Origin of the sequence: Aequorivita flava, assembly GCF_038742595.1 — a bacterium.
Classification (GTDB): Bacteria; Bacteroidota; Bacteroidia; order Flavobacteriales; family Flavobacteriaceae; genus Aequorivita; species Aequorivita marisscotiae.
In genome coordinates, this window is record NZ_JBANCF010000015.1 from 43,792 (window position 1) to 61,317 (window position 17,526).

The window sequence follows — 17,526 nt, forward strand, 5'->3', positions numbered from 1 at the left end:
AATATTTAAATAATGAAGAATATAGCAGTAATAGGCGCAGGAACCATGGGCAACGGAATAGCCCACACCTTCGCACAATTTGATTACAAAGTAAATTTAATTGATCTTTCTGAAACATCGCTGGAGAAAGGAATGGCAACTGTTACCAAAAATCTGGATAGAATGGTGGCAAAGGAAAAAATTTCGGAAGCAGATAAAACGCGCACTCTAGGCAATATTTCAACATTTACAAAATTAGAAGAAGGCGTAAAAGGTGCCAACTTGATTGTAGAAGCGGCAACCGAGAACTTAGATTTAAAACTGAAAATTTTTAGGGATTTAGATAAATTTTGTCCTGCCGAAACAATTCTGGCCAGCAACACTTCATCTATTTCCATTACGCAGATTGCTTCCGCCACCTCTCGACCTGAGAAGGTAATCGGAATGCATTTTATGAATCCTGTGCCCATTATGAAATTGGTCGAAATTATTAAAGGGTACAGTACTTCTGAAGAAACGTTTAAAACCGTTAAAGAACTTTCAAAAAAATTAAGCAAAGTACCGGTAGAGGTTAACGATTATCCAGGCTTTGTAGCCAATAGAATTTTAATGCCAATGATTAACGAAGCTGTTGAAACGCTTTATAACGGTGTGGCTGGCGTAAAAGAAATAGACACCGTTATGATGCTAGGCATGGCGCACCCGATGGGACCCTTAGCGCTAGCCGATTTTATTGGACTCGATGTATGTTTATCTATATTGAATGTAATGTACGATGGATTTAAAAACCCAAAGTATGCCCCGTGTCCGTTATTAGTAAATATGGTTATGGCAGGCAAACTGGGAGCAAAAAGCGGTGAAGGATTTTACGATTACAGCCAAAACCGAAAGGCAGAAACTATTTCCTCACAATTTAAAAAGTAATATTTTTTATTGCTTAACGCAGTAATACTATAAATTATCAATTAAAATTTGGCAAAAATAATTCCTTTTAAAGCCGTCCGGCCTACGCGAGACAAAGTGAGTTTACTAGCAGCACGTTCGTACGAAAGTTACACGGCAATGCAGGTAGAATCGCGCTTGCGAGATAATCCGTTTTCGTTTTTGCACATTGTAAATCCAGGGTATAAATACCAAAAAGAGATTTCTGGCGAAGAACGTTACGGGTTGGTGCGCAATCGCTATCAAGAATTTAAGGAGGACGGAATATTTATGCAGGACGAAAAGCCTTCGTTTTACATTTATAAAATCGTTAATCGAGATGGCCGAAAATTTCACGGCATCGTGGCAGCTGCAAGCGTGCAAGATTACGAGGACGATGTTATTAAAAAACACGAAGATACGTTGGAGTTTCGAGAAGTGATTTTTAAGGAATATTTAAAAACAGTTGGTTTTAATGCAGAAGCAGTACTCCTAACCTATCCCGATAATGACAAATTAGGGGCAATTATTTCCGAAATAATGCAAACCCGGCCGGAGTATGAATTTACCACAACTTATAGAGACACCCACTATTTATGGAATGTTGATGAAAGTGCATTGTTGGAAAAAATTCAAAAAATATATGCAGAAATGCCAGCTTTATATATTGCGGACGGTCATCACCGCTCCGCCTCTTCCTATTTGTTAGCTAAGGACTTAAAGGTAGAAAACCCGCAGCATACGGGAGATGAGCCCTATAATTACTTTATGAGTTTCCTGATTCCCGAGAGCGATCTAAAAATTTATGAATTCAACCGTTTAATAAAAGACCTAAACGGTATGACCAAAGAAGAGTTTTTAATTAAACTGGATGAATATTTCAGAATTGAAAATCGCGGAATGGATTACTATAAACCTTCTAAACTGCATCATTTCAGTATGTATTTAGACGGCGAATTTTATTCATTGTACCTTCGTAAAACGAAATACCAAATAAACAATGCCCTCGATGCTTTAGACACGCATATTTTGTATGTTACAATTTTAAAGCCACTTTTAGGCATTGAAGATTTAAGAAACGATCAACGAATAGAATACGCACACGGCAAAAAAGACTTGGCGTATGTAAAAACAGTAGTAGATTCTGGCACATTTGCAGTTGGTTTTGGCTTGGTGCCCGTCACCACCGCAGAGTTGCGACAAATTGCTGATGAAGGTTTAAAAATGCCTCCCAAAAGTACGTATATTGAACCCAAACTTCGAAGTGGTGTTACGGTTTATGAGTTTTAATAAATGGATTAAAGGAAAAGAGAGAACACAATGACGATTTCAGAAAATTTAAAACATTTTAATTCCAAATTACCTACAAATGTTACCCTTGTGGCGGTTACTAAAACCAAGCCCGTTAGCGATTTAATGGAAGCTTATAATGCTGGGCACCGTGTTTTTGGTGAAAACAAAGTACAGGAAATGGAGCAGAAATGGCAAGAAATGCCAAAAGATATTCAATGGCACATGATTGGCCATGTGCAACGTAACAAGGTAAAATATATGGCACCGTTTGTGAGTTTAATTCACGCGGTAGATAGTGACAAACTTTTAAAGGAAATAAATAAAGAAGCTGGAAAAAACGATCGTATTATTAACTGCTTACTTCAAATAAAAATAGCAGAAGAAGAAAGTAAATTTGGCATGAGCGAAGAAGATGCTACAAATCTTCTCGATTCCGAGGAAATTAAAAACCTAAAAAATGTAAGTATTGTAGGGCTCATGGGGATGGCAACCTTTACAAATAATGAGCAGCAGATTTCGGAAGAATTTAAAAAATTAAAAAATACTTTTGATCACTTCAAAGAGAAATACAATCAATTTACCATTCTTAGTATGGGCATGAGCGGGGACTATAAAATTGCCATAACTAATGGCAGTACCATGATTCGCGTGGGCAGTGCCATTTTTGGGGAACGCAATTATTAATAGTCAGAAATTAAAATTAAAACCATAAATTTAATACGTGTACGCAATTTTAGACATAGAAACGACGGGAGGAAAATACAATGAGGAGGGAATCACCGAAATTGCAATATACAGGTTTGACGGCCATCAAATCGTCGATCAGTTTTCAAGTCTTATCAATCCTGAGATACCCATACAGCCCTTTGTTGTAAACCTTACCGGCATTAATAATGAAATGCTTCGGAATGCGCCAAAATTCTACGAAATAGCAAAGCGCGTTATCGAAATTACCGAAGACTGCGTAGTGGTAGCGCATAATGCACTTTTTGACAAACGAATTCTTACAACCGAATTTGACCGATTGGGATATCAATTTGAAAAGAAAACACTATGTACGGTAGAGCTTTCAAAAAAATTGATTCCAGATATGCCATCGTATAGTTTGGGAAAATTAGTACGCGCATTGGGCATTCCTTTAAGCGACCGCCATCGCGCACAAGGCGATGCTAAGGCAACCGTAGCACTTTTTAAAATGTTGTTGGACAAAGACAAGTCTAAAGAAATAATTACCGAAACCCTTCGTAAAGACACCAAAAAACAGCTAGAGCCAAAGCTCTTAGATATAATTAAAAACACGCCTTCTGAAACTGGCGTATATTATATGCGCAATGAGGCCGGCAAGATTATATACATCGGGAAAAGTAAAAATATTAAGAAACGCCTAACACAACATTTCACAAGTGACAACAGAAAATCTAAAAAAATTCAGTTGGAAGTAAAGTCTGTTTCATATGAAAAAACAGGAAACGAACTTATTGCTCTATTAAAGGAATGTGAAGAAATAAAACACAACAAACCTTTGTACAACAGAGCATTGCGGCATACTACATTTACGCATCAGCTTACATCGTTTGTAGATGAAAAAGGCTATATGAATCTAAAAATTGAAAAGGCAGATAATCGTAAAAAAGCCATAACTACCTTCGGCAATTATCAACAGGCCAAAACGGCACTGTTTAAAATAACTGAAGAATATCAACTTTGTGAAAAACTTACTGGACTAAACCATACAGAAAAACAATGTTTTAATTACACTATTCAAGAATGCTTTGGAGCATGTGTAAATAATGAGGCAGTTGCTGAATATAACAGCCGCGTAAATTCTTTTTTGGAAAAATGTAGTTACGAAAACCAAAACATGTTAATAATAGATCGCGGAAGGGAAATTGAGGAACGATCGGTAATTTTAATTGAAAACGGTGTTTATAAAGGATACGGTTTTTATAATTTGAACCATCAAATAAACAATCCTGAAATATTAAAATCTATCATAAATCCAATGCAAAACAATCGGGATGTACAGCATATTATCCAAAGTTATTTACGAAGGAAAAAAGTACTTAAAACGGTTAAGCTTACCGCCAATACCGTGAATTAAATTAAAGTTCCCTATTTTTAGTCTTTCAAATAATATAAATTGAAACCAAGCAATAAAAAATCCTGGCGCTATAAATTTCATGAGATAATCTATGAGGCAGATACGCCCATGGGGAAGCTTTTTGATATTATTCTACTTATATTAATATTACTTAGCGTAATAATTGTTATGCTAGAGAGCGTACGTTCTATAGATTTAGAATATCACAAATTGTTTTATGTTATTGAATGGATTATAACCATCTTTTTTACCATTGAATATATAGCTCGAATTATCACTGTAAAGAAACCAAAAAACTACATTTTCAGTTTCTACGGTATTATTGATTTGTTGTCAACCATTCCATTATACCTGTCTTTTATTTTAGTGGGAAGCAACTATTTGCTTACAGTGCGGGCCATGCGGTTGTTGCGCGTTTTTAGAATATTAAAAATAGCACGGTATATAGGTGAAGGCAATAAACTGAAAAAAGCACTTTTAGAAAGCCGAGCAAAAATATTTATATTCATTTTTGCCGTACTTATTGTCGCTATTATTGCAGGCACGCTTATGTATTTAATTGAAGGAGAAGAAAGTGGTTTTAAGAGTATCCCGGTTAGTGTATATTGGTGCATCGTTACCCTTACCACGGTAGGTTTTGGCGATATTGCCCCCGTTACACCTGCGGGTCAGTTTTTGGCAACCATAATTATGATTCTAGGTTATGGAGTTATAGCTGTACCCACGGGAATTATTAGTGCCCAATATGTAAGAAAAGAGAGAGACGATTTTGTTCACGTAAACACTCAGTCTTGTAGAAATTGCGGCGCATCTAAACATAGAGATGATGCAAAATTCTGTCATAAATGTGGCTATGAATTGCATTCAGAAACTAACCCCATAGCGTAATGCGTTCCAAAAAACCATTGCTTATTTGCGTTGTGGGCGCTACCGCCATCGGTAAAACTTCATTAGCTGTAAAACTTGCAAAGGCTTTTTCTACCGAAATAATCTCGGCAGATTCAAGACAATTTTTTAAAGAAACACACATTGGAACCGCTGTTCCCAGCGAGGACGAATTAAATGCGGCACCCCACCATTTTATTCAAACTAAAAGTATTTTAGAAGACTATTCGGTGGGCGATTTTGAAAAAGATGCCATTGCTTTGTTAACTACACTTTTTAAAAAGCACAACATTGTTATAATGGTAGGCGGTTCCGGACTTTATGTAGATGCAGTGGTAAAAGGATTAGACAATTTTCCGAAAGTAGAATCAGGCATACGCGACAAGTTAAATACCGAACTGATGGAAAGCGGAATTGAAGTACTTCAAAATGAATTAAAAAAGGCAGATCCCCTTTATTTTGAAAAAGTTGATATTCAAAATCCGCACAGATTGGTACGGGCGCTGGAAATATATCGAGGTACGGGAAAACCGTATTCGTCTTTCTTAAATAATAAAACCGTACATAGAAATTTTGAAACACTTTTTGTCGGCTTAACGGCAGACAGGGAAACCATCTATAGTCGAATTAATTTGCGGGTAAACAAGATGGTAGAGGCCGGCTTGGTTAAGGAAGCAAAAGCGTTACTACCTCACAGAAAAAGAAACGCGTTGCAAACGGTAGGCTATCGGGAGCTTTTTGAATATTTTGATGGAAACTTTACCTTGGAAGAAGCTATTGCTGAAATTAAAAAAAACACCAGAAGATTTGCAAAACGCCAAAATACGTGGTTTAAAAAAAATGATGCCATTCACTGGTTTGATTATAAAACCAGCGCTAAAATAATTGTAAAGTATATAAAAGAAAAAAACGCCCACTAGGAGGCGTTTTTTTACACATATCTTAATTTACACTACTAGTTGTCTACTTCGCTTTTAACAACCAATCGGAAACCTTCACCGTGAATATTGATTATTTCTACCCCATCATCTTTACTAAGATATTTTCTGAGTTTAGCAATGTAAACGTCCATACTTCTTGAGGTAAAGTAGTTATCATCTCTCCAAATCTTGGTTAGCGCCAATTCACGTGGCATTAAATCATTTTTATGAAGTGCCAATAAACGCAACAATTCGTTTTCTTTTGGCGATAATTTGATAGGGGTTTCTTTATTGTAGGTTAAGAAACGCAGCTTAGAATTTAAGTGGAAATTACCAATCTCAAATTCAAATTGCTTGCTATCTGCAATAGAATCTGTTGCCTTTCTTTGAATAATAGCTTTTATTTTCATCAACAATACTTCGCTATCAAAAGGCTTGTTTAAATAATCGTCTGCACCTACTTTATAGCCTTTTAGCACATCTTCCTTCATAGCTTTCGCTGTAAGGAAAATAATAGGTACGTCTTCATTTTTTTCACGTATTTCCTTAGCCAATGTAAACCCATCTTTGTAAGGCATCATAACGTCTAATATGCAGAGATCGAAATCGTCTTTTTTAAATTTTTCAAAACCTTCCATTCCGTTTTTTGCGTGTGTAACGTTATAATCGTTCATCGCTAGATAGTCTTTAAGAACTGTTCCGAAATTGGGATCGTCTTCTACTAAGAGTATTTTTTTGTTTTCTGTTTCCATAATTTTAAGATATTAAGATATTAGGTGTAGTTTTAATATAAAGGTGCTGCCTTTTCCTTTTTCACTTTCAACAAATATTTCGGCGTCGTGATCGTCTAAAATTCGTTTAACATATGCTAGACCGAGTCCGTGCCCTTTAACGTTGTGTATATCGCCCGTGTGTTCACGGTAAAACTTTTCAAATATTTTTTTCTGAACCCCTTTGCTCATTCCCATGCCTTGGTCGCGAATCTTTAAGATAACACTATTTTTAACATTTTCTGAATAGATATCTATTTTTGGCTGCTCTTCAGAATATTTAACTGCGTTGTCCAATATATTTACTATTACATTTGTTAAATGCGACTCGTTTGCCAGTACCGTAGACTTAAGCGCTCCATAATGTGTGTTTATATAACCGCCTTTATCTTCAACTATTAGGCTTACGTGCGAGATTGAATCTTCGACCAAATCTTGTAAATCTACACGCTCTTTTGGTAGATCCAGCTCATTTTTTTCAAGTTTTGAAATTCGAAGTACATTTTCTACTTGTGCATTCATTCTTCTATTTTCATCTCGAATCATTCCCAAATATCGGTTCAAAAACTCTTTGTTATCCTTTACTTTCGGGTTTTTAAGAGAATCTAACGCTAAATTAATAGTTGCAATTGGCGTTTTAAATTCGTGCGTCATATTATTGATAAAATCACTCTTAATCTGAGAAATCTGACGCTGCTTATATATCTGCGAAATCGCGCTAGAATAGGCCAATATAATCACTGCCGTAAATACCAGTGAGAGGATGGCCATTCCTAAAATACTATTAATTACTAATTTCTCCTTTTCTGAAAAATTTACATAAAGCTCATAATTGCTTTTATTTTCATTTACGAACAGGGGAACGATATAGGTATTATCAGGATTGAACTTAAAATTTTTTGAGCGTACTTTTGTTTCAAGGTTATTATTAAAAATGGCAAACTCAAATTTAGATTTTAACCCACGCTCCTTTAGCTCTTTTGAAATTAGTTCCGAAATCTCTTCTTCCTTAACCCGCTTGTATATAGGAACCATTGATGTTACATTACTAACAAAATCTTCAAATTGTTTGCGTTCGTAATCCTTTAATCTAGAAAACGACTCCACTCTCGTTTGGGTTGTGGTGGTTCCGTCTATTCCTTCAGTTATTTTTGTCTTTGTTTTTCTGCTGGTAAGTTTTCTAAATTGAATGCTATCCATTTCAGAATCAAAAAATCCAGAAGAAAGTTTGTAATCCTGTTCTAAAATTCCATCGGTAAAAATAAAAGTTTCATTTGTTGCCTTATTTTGAATTCGATAGGCTAACTCTGTAAAACTTTGGCTGTCGGGCACCTGTATGCTATCTACATACGCACTGTAAACTTGATAATACGCTTCGTTTTCTCGTAACTGAATTTCCCTTGCCACTGACAAAATCACCTGCTTGGAATTTATAGTAAACTGTTCCGCTTTTGTTTTATAAGCGTTTGATATCCAATATCCCTGAACAAATACTATTCCCAATAATGAGAGGCTCATGAGCGCTATAAGCAATACGAATAGCTTTTTGTTCATACCCCAAAAGTAAGATTTTAACATTTAGCCACTTGGTAGTTTAACCAAATGTTAACAAAAGATATACAGCTATAACAACGCCTTACAACAGAAGCGTTTTATGGATTTCAGAAACGCGCTTTTTAGTTGCTTCAATAGTGGTATTTTCGATAATAATATCGGCCAATTTTAGCTTTTCTTTATCGCTCCATTGGTTATTAATGCGTTGCTCTATTGCTTCTTTCGAAGTTTTATCGCGTGCCATAACACGCGCTATTCTAATGGCTTTTGGCGCCGTAACAAGTATTGTAAGGTCGCAGTGTTTATAACCGCCGTTTTCAAAAAGGATAGCGGCTTCCTTTATTACATATGGAGCATTTTGTTTAGTAGTCCATTTTTTAAAATGCATGGCCACTCGTGGATGTATAATTTTGTTAACCGCTTGTAATAAGTTTGTATCGTTAAAGATTTTATCTGCGACGTAGGTGCGATTTAAACCTGCGTCTGTGTAGGCATTTTCACCTAAAAGAGCAATTAATTCCCTACGGATTATCTTGGAAGAATTGGTAAGTTTTTTAGCTTCAACATCGGCAATATATATAGGTACGCCTAGTTTAGAAAACATTTTTGCCACGGTAGTCTTGCCACTTCCTATCCCTCCGGTAAGACCAATAATTTTCATTGTGTAATATTTACGTTGTAATCGTTAAATTATTTAAAAATAAAGAAATCGATTTTTTTTGGCTCAAAAACAACGTTCAAAATACCCGGTGGCATTTTTTCTAAAGTAGGCAACATAAAATTGTCGTCTTTGTTTCTCTTGGCGTAATCGCATATAACCCTAAAATTTTCTTTAGAAATTTTGGTGAATTCGCTTACCGGAACATCGTACGATACGGTAACGGAGGGCGATATTAATTTAATTTCCATTTCTGGCGGGAGATTAATCACCTCTATGGGAAGCGTAAATTGTCCTTGGGAGTATTCGGCTACTTTTAAATTAATGGTTACGGTGTTGGGTTTAATTGAAACAATTTCGGTATTAGGTGAAACCAAACTTATAGATTTTGAAATACTTTTTTCTATTCCATTCAATGAAACTTCTTCGGTTCCAATTGAATTTATTTTTTTTAATGTACCCGAAGGACCTGAAATGGTAACCGAATCCGGACTTATTTTTATACTGTCCATAGGTTTAAATCCGTCTTTAAAAGAAAGTTTTGTACTTGGAACTACTTTTACTTTTTTGAGCACAATTGGGTCCAAAAGAACCTTTAATTCCTCTACCGATAAATTTTTGATGCCTAAGTTTCTATTAAAATTAGATGAAACCATTCGCGACAATTCATTTTTACTAATGGTGAAATGGTCTTTTTCATTGTCGTAAAATTCACTTACTTGTACATCAATTCTCGGTTTTTTAAATTTATAGAATAAAATTTCGAAACCATTTGCCGTTAAATCAAACATAATGGTGTGCAAGTTTTTTTCAGATAATGCCGTGGTTTCTGGTATATTTTCATAATTAATTTTGGCTTCCATTGTCGTAGTAAACTCTCTACTAAATTTGGTTAAAATCCAGAAAATAGCAGCAATTAGCAGAAAGAATAAAAAGCGTTTTATCTTTAAATTCTTATTCTTCTTAAAAATTCCTTTTGTCATACTATTTTTATTGGCCATCAATAAATTTACTTAAAAAATAAAAAAGGAAATTGTTCCTGTGGATCTTTCTTTAAAATGTTTATTAAAAAATTCGATTTTAAAAATGCAATCCCGTACCCGAAAAATTGAACAAAAACTGCTCGCAAGGTAAGAATACCAATATAGGCACTTCGATTTTTGAGGCTTGAGTCTATAAATATTAAAATTAAATACAAAAGAATTGGCAGTAAAAACCAAGGCGTTATAAGTATTGAAAGCAAGACGGAAAACAAGACAAACAATACAAATAAGGTTGGAAACCAGAATGTTATTTTAGCTGCATCCGGATGCCATTTATTTAATATAGGGCGAACCAATCCAAATTTTTTCACTTGCAAATAAAACTTACTCCAAGAAATCCGCCGTTTGTGATATACATAAGCCTCGGGTAAAAACGTAGTATCAAATCCTGTTTTTAAGATACGTTGCGAAAGATCTGGATCCTCACCTGGGTGTATTTTTGAATATCCCCCAGTTTTTAAAAATGCTTGTTTTGAAATGCCCATATTAAAACTTCGGGGTTCAAATTTATTTACACTTTTTATATTACCCCGAATCCCGCCAGTTGTAAGAAACGAAGTCATTGTATAATTAATTGCTTTCTGCAATGCAGTAAAACTTTTGTGTGCCGCATCTGCTCCGCCAAAACAATGGAAATAGTTTTCGTGAAGAAAGGTATCAACAGTTTTTAGATAATGCGGCGGCAATATACAATCTGAATCTAAAATTATAAAGTAGTTGCCTTTTGCGTGTTCCATTCCATAATTTCGAGAATCGCCCGGACCAGAATTCGGTTTAAAAAAGTATGAAATTGAAAGCTTCTCAGAAAATTGTGTCACAACCTCTTTTGATGTTTCGGTAGAACCGTCTTCCACGATTACAATTTCGAACTCTTTTTTAAAATCTAAGGCAACAAAACTCTCTAAAAGTTCCTTAACTTCCTGAGGACGGTTATATACTGGGATTATAAAAGAATAGCTTATTTGCATCGCGCTAAGTTAATGAAATAAAAAAAGCCACCCACTTTCGTGGATGGCCTTTATATAAGAATTGTGAAAAATTAGTTTTTCAAAATCTTGTATGTTCCAGTCTGGCCGTTTACAGTAACCTTTAATACGTAGGCTCCGGTAGCAATACCAGAAAGGTTGATATCTGAAGTAGTAGCACCAACTTCGGAACGCAATACTTCCTGTCCTAATAGGTTGTAGATAGAAACCGCTTCTATATTACTTGCTGCTTTTAATGAAAGTACATCGGTAACTGGGTTTGGATAGTAAGAGAATCCTGCAAGTGCGTTATCGCTAACTCCTAAAGGATTACAGTTTCCTTCCCAGATGTAAACACCGTCCATTAATGGATCTGGAATGCCCCATGCTGCATCAAACTGAGCACTAGGGTTACCTACCATAGTAGAAGAGGTAACTACCCAGAATACACTACCAGTTGCACCACCATCGGTAACCGAAAGTTCAACCCAGTAAGTAGTAGGTGATCCTGCCTGACCTGCAAAGGTAAATGGTGTAACGGTCAATTCAATCTCGTTAACGTCAAAACCAAAGTTGTTACCAATAACCGTTTGGTTGTCTATCGTAGCTGAAGCCTGAGAACCAATAAGGTTTCCTGGAAGACCAGCAGCATCGTCGTAATAGTTTACATCTACGTTGGTAATACCACCGTTTGCAAAGATACTTGCTGTAATGTTGGTTAGTTCAAAATCTTCGCCTGCGGCAACAGTTACGTCGTTAGCGGTCATAAATGCAGATGCAGAAGAGCAGTTAAAGCCATTTTCGAAAGTACCGTCGTTAGGATTCTCCTCTTGGCAAGCGCCACCGCCACCACCAATTGGGTCACAATCACCTTCCCAAATATAAACACCATCCATTAGTGGATCTGGAATTCCCCAAGCAGCATCAAATTGAGCACTAGGGTTTCCTTCCATAGTAGAAGAAGTAACTACCCAGAATACACTACCAGTTGCACCACCATCGGTAACTGAAAGTTCAATCCAGTATGTAGAAGAAGAACCAGCTTGTCCGTTAAAAACAAATGGAGTTACGCTCATTTCAACCTCGTTAACATCAAAACCAAAGTTATTTCCAATAACTGTTTGGTTGTCGATTGTAGCTGAAGCCTGAGAACCAATAAGGGCTCCTGGAAGACCAGCTGCATCGTCATAATAGTTAACATCTACATTAGTAATTCCACCGTTGGCAAAAATACTGGCAGTAATATTTGTTAACGTAAAGTTTTCGTCAGCAGCAACTGTAATATCGTTAGCGGTCATAAAAGCAGACGCAGACGAGCAGTTAAAGCCATTCTCGAAGGTACCATCGTTTGGGTTTTCCTCAGTACAGGCTGCTAAATAAGTTGGATTGTTGTTTCCCAACAAAGCAATATCTGTAACCGGTGCCGCATTGTTCGGCATGATTGTAGTTTGGTTTACTTCGGTGCGTTGTTGCTCAAAAATAACTGGATTGTCATTGCCGAGCATTTTTACTTGTTCCTGGCTAAAACCGATAGCAGCAACAAACAATAACATCATAATTGTAATTTTCTTCATAATATTTAATGATTTAAGTTAATTAGCTATAAAGATATTTAAATATTCTTCCCCTCCAAAATTTTCTATTAATAATGATTGATTAAAAGATAGCTTAGGTAATACTCGATAACTCTTTACACTTGATAATTCTGTAGCCTATCCAATTACAAATAGTTCTGATTTTACAATGTTTGAGCTTTGGTGTACCCCTACTTTAACTCCAAGCAGTATTGGAAAATTTTCAGAAAAACATCTAAACAAAAAAAAGCCACCCACTTTTGTGGATGGCTTTTATATAAGAATTGTGAAAAATTAGTTTTTCAAAATCTTGTATGTTCCAGTCTGGCCGTTTACGGTAACCTTCATAACATAGGCGCCAGTAGTAATTCCAGAAAGGTTAATATCTGAAGTAGTTGCACCAACTTCGGTACGCAATACTTCCTGACCTAATAGGTTGTAGATAGAAACCGCTTCTATGTTACTTGCCGCTTTCAAAGAAAGTACATCGGTAACTGGGTTTGGATAGTAAGAGAATCCGGCAAGTGCGTTATCGCTAACTCCTAAAGGATTACATTCTCCTTCCCAGATGTAAACACCGTCCATTAATGGGTCTGGAATGCCCCATGCTGCATCAAACTGTGCGCTAGGGTTACCAACCATAGTAGAAGAGGTAACTACCCAGAATACACTACCCGTAGCACCACCGTCGGTAACTGAAAGTTCAATCCAGTATGTTGTTGGCGAAGCTACTTGTCCTGCAAAGGTAAAGGCCGGAACGGTCATCTCCACTTCGTTTACATCAAAACCAAAGTTGTTTCCAATAACCGTTTGGTTGTCGATTGTAGCCGAAGCAACAGAACCAATAAGGTTTCCTGGAAGACCAGCGGCATCGTCGTAATAGTTTACGGCCACATTGGTAATTCCACCGTTGGCGAATATACTTGCTGTAATGTTAGTTAAAACGAAATCTTCGTTCATAGCAACAGTTACGTCATTAGCTGTCATAAATGCAGATGCAGAAGAGCAGTTAAAACCGTTTTCAAAAGTACCGTCGTTAGGGTTCTCTTCTTGGCAAGCGCTGCCGCCACCGCCACCTAGAGGATCGGTTCCAAATGCTAGGTTACCAAACAATTCACCGGCATCAGCTTCCGCTTGAATTTCAATTCTACCTATAGCATCATCAGAAGTATAGCCTACAAAATTTTCAGTATTTGGTGTATTATTGACGGTAAATGTATCTAATAACGCACCTCCCATATCATAAACTCTAACCTCTGCATTTGACACAGCATCTACAAAAAGATCCATTCCAACAGCATGTGCTCCTAATGGCAAAAAGTTAACGATTGTAAAATCTGCAAAGGTATTAGCTCCCATAAGAGTTGAAGAGTTTCCTAAAGCAGTTTCGCCAATATAGATTACATCGTTTCCAGCCGTAGAAACGGTAATAGAAAATCCATCTTCAAGTTCACCTGCTGAGAAACATCCATCACCCGCACTACTTACCACGGGACCGCAAGCTTGAATAACACCAACTCCGGGACCACCAGCAAAATCCTCATTAACAAGTGTGCCGGGGTATGCAGCTTCAAAAGTAGCTCTATCTGTATATGGAGTAACTGCCATTGCACCTCTTTGTCCCGAGATTATTGAAGGACCATGGGTGGTTGTAACATTATATCTTTCAATGGGTACAAAAGCATTAAAGTCTTGAGCTCCCATTGGTTTCTCAAAACGTACAGTAGCGGTAGTAGTTACTGGATCACCCTGACTATATATAGGGTTATTGGTCGTATTTGGTAAATCCGCAATAGATTGCACATTTTGTGCACTCATAATACCTGAAAAGGCTATGAAGCAAGCAAATAACAGAGTAATTTTTTTCATAATAAGTTTTAGTTTAAGTTAATTTTATAATTATAAAGATATCCAAAATTTATTTCACTACAAAATTTTGAACTTATAACTTGGCAGAAGATCTTTCTTTGAAATAAGGACAAATATGTCATAAAACCTATGTTTGGTAAAATTTTTTTTACTGGTTTTATATTAAACAATAGTTCTAATAATTCAGGTATTATTAAAACTAATTCTATGAATCATGATTTCTTCAGAGGGTTAATTTACACTTATGTTTTTAAAGATTGTTCCAAAAAAAAAGCCACCCACTCTCGTGGATGGCCTTTATATAAGAATTGTGAAAAATTAGTTTTTCAAAATCTTGTATGTTCCAGTCTGGCCGTTTACGGTAACCTTTAATACGTAGGCTCCGGTAGCAATACCAGAAAGGTTGATATCTGAAGTAGTAGCACCAACTTCGGAACGCAATACTTCCTGACCTAATAAGTTGTAGATAGAAACCGCTTCTATATTACTTGCTGCTTTTAATGAAAGTACATCGGTAACTGGGTTTGGATAGTAAGAGAATCCTGCAAGTGCGTTATCGCTAACTCCTAAAGGATTACAGTTTCCTTCCCAGATGTAAACACCGTCCATTAATGGATCTGGAATGCCCCAGGCTGCATCAAACTGAGCACTAGGGTTACCTACCATAGTAGAAGAGGTAACTACCCAGAATACACTACCAGTTGCACCACCATCGGTAACCGAAAGTTCAACCCAGTAAGTAGTAGGTGATCCTGCCTGTCCTGCAAAGGTAAATGGTGTAACGGTCAATTCAATCTCGTTAACGTCAAAACCAAAGTTGTTACCAATAACCGTTTGGTTGTCTATCGTAGCTGAAGCCTGAGAACCAATAAGGTTTCCTGGAAGACCAGCAGCATCGTCGTAATAGTTTACATCTACGTTGGTAATACCACCGTTTGCAAAGATACTTGCTGTAATGTTGGTTAGTTCAAAATCTTCGCCTGCGGCAACAGTTACGTCGTTAGCTGTCATAAATGCAGATGCAGAAGAGCAGTTAAAGCCATTTTCGAAAGTACCGTCGTTAGGATTCTCCTCTTGGCAGGCGCCACCGCCACCACCAATAGGATCACCGTAAACCTGGAAAGGCATACCTTGAGGTGTTCCAGAACCACCATCCATAGCAGGTCCATAAACACCTGCCAGGTTTTGCAGTGCGTTTCCTGTAGTTGGGTCTCCCGTAATTACTATAGGCGGAGCCCAAGGTCCAGAAGCTCCTGTACCTCCGAAGGAATATTCTATCCAATAGGTTCCTGCGGTTAATGAAAGTCCAGCAGTATTTGCTTTAACTAATTGAATTTCTCTAGATGTATCACCAGGCGCACTTTCTAATTGTCTAAATGCATCAGAAGTAACCGTATTGTCTAGAATATTTGTTGTTAAGTCGCCCCAAATAACTGAAGCTCCACCGCCACTCGGGTCACCATCCCAAACTTGAAGATAAACTGCATCGATAGTTGGAGGTGCTGAACCAGTTTGATATGCATATACATCTATTGAAGTTATATCGAAATCTCCTGTTAATACCATATCGTCGGCCATACTATTAGAGCTTCCAAATTGTGCCCCAAAACCATAAGTTGACATTCCTAATGAAGCATCTTGCAACATACTTACCATAGGTGGTCCTGGGATATTATATACCAGACCGTTATCATAAACTAAAGCCGCGGTTGCATTATTATTAGGATCGCCATAAGTACCAGTAAAAGGAATCCGTTGGTTAGGATCAAAAGAAGTTGAAGTCATTCCTGCAACAGCTTCCGCCATAGGTACTGCGTTCGTATTGTTAAAATACGCAGCTGGAGCTGGAGCGGTACGTTGTGGATTGTTAATCACGTTTGGTAAATCCGCAATTGATTGCGAATTTACAAGCCCTGTAAATGCTACAAAGCATGATAGTAATAGAGTAGTTTTTTTCATAATTATAAATGATTTAGTTAAACTGGATTAAAAATATGTAAAAAAAGCATGACCACAAAACTTTTAAAGCTAAATAGTTAGCTTTTAAAGTAAAAAAACCACCCGCCATTAGCGGGTGGTTTATATTAAAGATATGCGTCAGAAATTAGTCCTTCAGCACCTTATAGGTTCCCGTCTCTCCGTTCACCGTTACCTTCATCAGGTAAGTGCCCGTACTTAGACCGGAAATGTCTATCTGTGATGAGGTAGCATCAACGCGGTTGTCCACCACTAGCTGCCCCAAAAGATTGTACAACGATACGTGATCGATATTCTCTACACTTTGTAGGTTCAATACACCCTTGGTCGGGTTCGGGTAATAACTGAAACCGGCAATGGTGTTGTCCGAAACACCAAGGTTAGTGCCATCTATCTTAATGTCCGTAATGGCACCGGTGTTCAGCACGAACACATAGTACGCCTGCCCTGCAAGTGTATAAATAGATGCAGAGGTGCCAGGTACGCACTGGTTGGTGTTCTGTGGTACCAGAACAAGATCGGTCTCGGTAGCGTTCTCATCCGGTGCGGTATAGAAAGTAACCGAACTAGCACCGCCAGGGGTAACGATCATTGCATTGGCCTGGCCATCGCCGGCAGACACAAAATTGTACCATACACCGTTGGCACCCGTAAGATCACAACCCTGTGGATTGCCATTCTCCGTGGTGGCGGCTGGCATCGCAACTGCTGGGTCCGTATATGGGAAACCAATCTCATCAACATCGATGGAGTTGGCGATCATATCGTTCGGTGGGGGGGTCGGCATACAGGTTACATCCAATGTATAGTTGCCGGTCGCACCACCAAAACTGTGAACAAGTATATAGTACTGCGTATTTCCGTCACTTGCGAAAGTAACTTCAGATTGCAGACCACAAGAATCATCGTTCCCATCAACACAAACTAACGCACTACAATCGCCACTGTAAATAGAAAGCTTAGAGTCAAAGTCCGTGCCGTTACAAAGCGATACCGTAATATCTCCTGGCAATCCAC

15 protein-coding genes are annotated in these 17,526 nt (G+C 37.4%); 6 read left to right on the forward strand and 9 right to left on the reverse strand.

Annotated features, from left to right (window positions below):
- Positions 1-12 precede the first annotated feature (12 nt).
- From VZD24_RS13905 to miaA, 6 genes are read left to right on the forward strand one after another with little or no spacing between them, the layout of a single operon-like run.
- Positions 13-903, forward strand: a complete 891-nt coding sequence (locus VZD24_RS13905) for a 3-hydroxybutyryl-CoA dehydrogenase (RefSeq protein ID WP_342687913.1) — start codon at positions 13-15, stop codon at positions 901-903.
- 48 nt (positions 904-951) lie between these two features.
- Complete coding sequence (locus VZD24_RS13910) at positions 952-2,190, forward strand: DUF1015 domain-containing protein (RefSeq protein WP_279448607.1); 1,239 nt, start codon at positions 952-954, stop codon at positions 2,188-2,190.
- Between the two features lie 30 nt (positions 2,191-2,220).
- Positions 2,221-2,877 (forward strand): YggS family pyridoxal phosphate-dependent enzyme, encoded by a 657-nt coding sequence (locus VZD24_RS13915; RefSeq protein ID WP_342687912.1) that lies wholly within the window; start codon positions 2,221-2,223, stop codon positions 2,875-2,877.
- 37 nt (positions 2,878-2,914) lie between these two features.
- The gene (locus VZD24_RS13920) at positions 2,915-4,294 is read left to right on the forward strand and encodes an exonuclease domain-containing protein (protein ID WP_342687910.1); all 1,380 of its coding nucleotides are present in this window, start codon (positions 2,915-2,917) and stop codon (positions 4,292-4,294) included.
- Between the two features lie 39 nt (positions 4,295-4,333).
- On the forward strand, positions 4,334-5,182 hold the full coding sequence (locus VZD24_RS13925) for an ion transporter (protein WP_342687909.1): 849 nt from the start codon (positions 4,334-4,336) through the stop codon (positions 5,180-5,182).
- Complete coding sequence (gene miaA, locus VZD24_RS13930; RefSeq protein WP_342687908.1) at positions 5,182-6,099, forward strand: tRNA (adenosine(37)-N6)-dimethylallyltransferase MiaA; 918 nt, start codon at positions 5,182-5,184, stop codon at positions 6,097-6,099. Before VZD24_RS13925 ends, miaA begins: the two co-directional genes overlap by 1 nt.
- A 35-nt stretch (positions 6,100-6,134) precedes the next feature.
- Here the strand turns inward: miaA and VZD24_RS13935 are convergent, their stop codons facing one another.
- From VZD24_RS13935 to VZD24_RS13975, 9 genes are all read right to left on the reverse strand, one after another.
- Positions 6,135-6,851 (reverse strand): response regulator transcription factor, encoded by a 717-nt coding sequence (locus VZD24_RS13935; RefSeq protein ID WP_279448616.1) that lies wholly within the window; start codon positions 6,849-6,851, stop codon positions 6,135-6,137.
- A 12-nt stretch (positions 6,852-6,863) separates the two neighbouring features.
- Positions 6,864-8,423: a sensor histidine kinase gene (locus VZD24_RS13940; RefSeq protein ID WP_342687906.1), complete on the reverse strand. Its 1,560-nt coding sequence runs from the start codon at positions 8,421-8,423 to the stop codon at positions 6,864-6,866.
- An 82-nt stretch (positions 8,424-8,505) separates the two neighbouring features.
- Entirely contained in the window at positions 8,506-9,084 is a 579-nt protein-coding gene (gene coaE / locus VZD24_RS13945) for a dephospho-CoA kinase (protein ID WP_279448619.1), read from the reverse strand.
- Positions 9,085-9,113: 29 nt separating this feature from the next.
- Positions 9,114-10,064 carry a CdaR family protein gene (locus VZD24_RS13950; RefSeq protein WP_342687904.1) on the reverse strand — a complete coding sequence of 317 codons (951 nt, stop codon included), beginning with the start codon at positions 10,062-10,064 and terminating at the stop codon, positions 9,114-9,116.
- Between the two features lie 26 nt (positions 10,065-10,090).
- Positions 10,091-11,092: a glycosyltransferase family 2 protein gene (locus tag VZD24_RS13955; protein WP_342687903.1), complete on the reverse strand. Its 1,002-nt coding sequence runs from the start codon at positions 11,090-11,092 to the stop codon at positions 10,091-10,093.
- A gap of 71 nt (positions 11,093-11,163) precedes the next feature.
- A complete protein-coding gene (locus tag VZD24_RS13960) occupies positions 11,164-12,663 on the reverse strand; it encodes a T9SS type A sorting domain-containing protein (RefSeq protein ID WP_342687902.1) in 1,500 nt (499 codons plus the stop codon).
- A gap of 294 nt (positions 12,664-12,957) precedes the next feature.
- Entirely contained in the window at positions 12,958-14,532 is a 1,575-nt protein-coding gene (locus VZD24_RS13965; RefSeq protein WP_279448626.1) for a T9SS type A sorting domain-containing protein, read from the reverse strand.
- Between the two features lie 318 nt (positions 14,533-14,850).
- Positions 14,851-16,491 (reverse strand): T9SS type A sorting domain-containing protein, encoded by a 1,641-nt coding sequence (locus VZD24_RS13970; protein WP_279448628.1) that lies wholly within the window; start codon positions 16,489-16,491, stop codon positions 14,851-14,853.
- Between the two features lie 145 nt (positions 16,492-16,636).
- On the reverse strand, positions 16,637-17,526 hold an 890-nt coding region (locus VZD24_RS13975), incomplete at its 5' end, for a T9SS type A sorting domain-containing protein (RefSeq protein ID WP_342688817.1).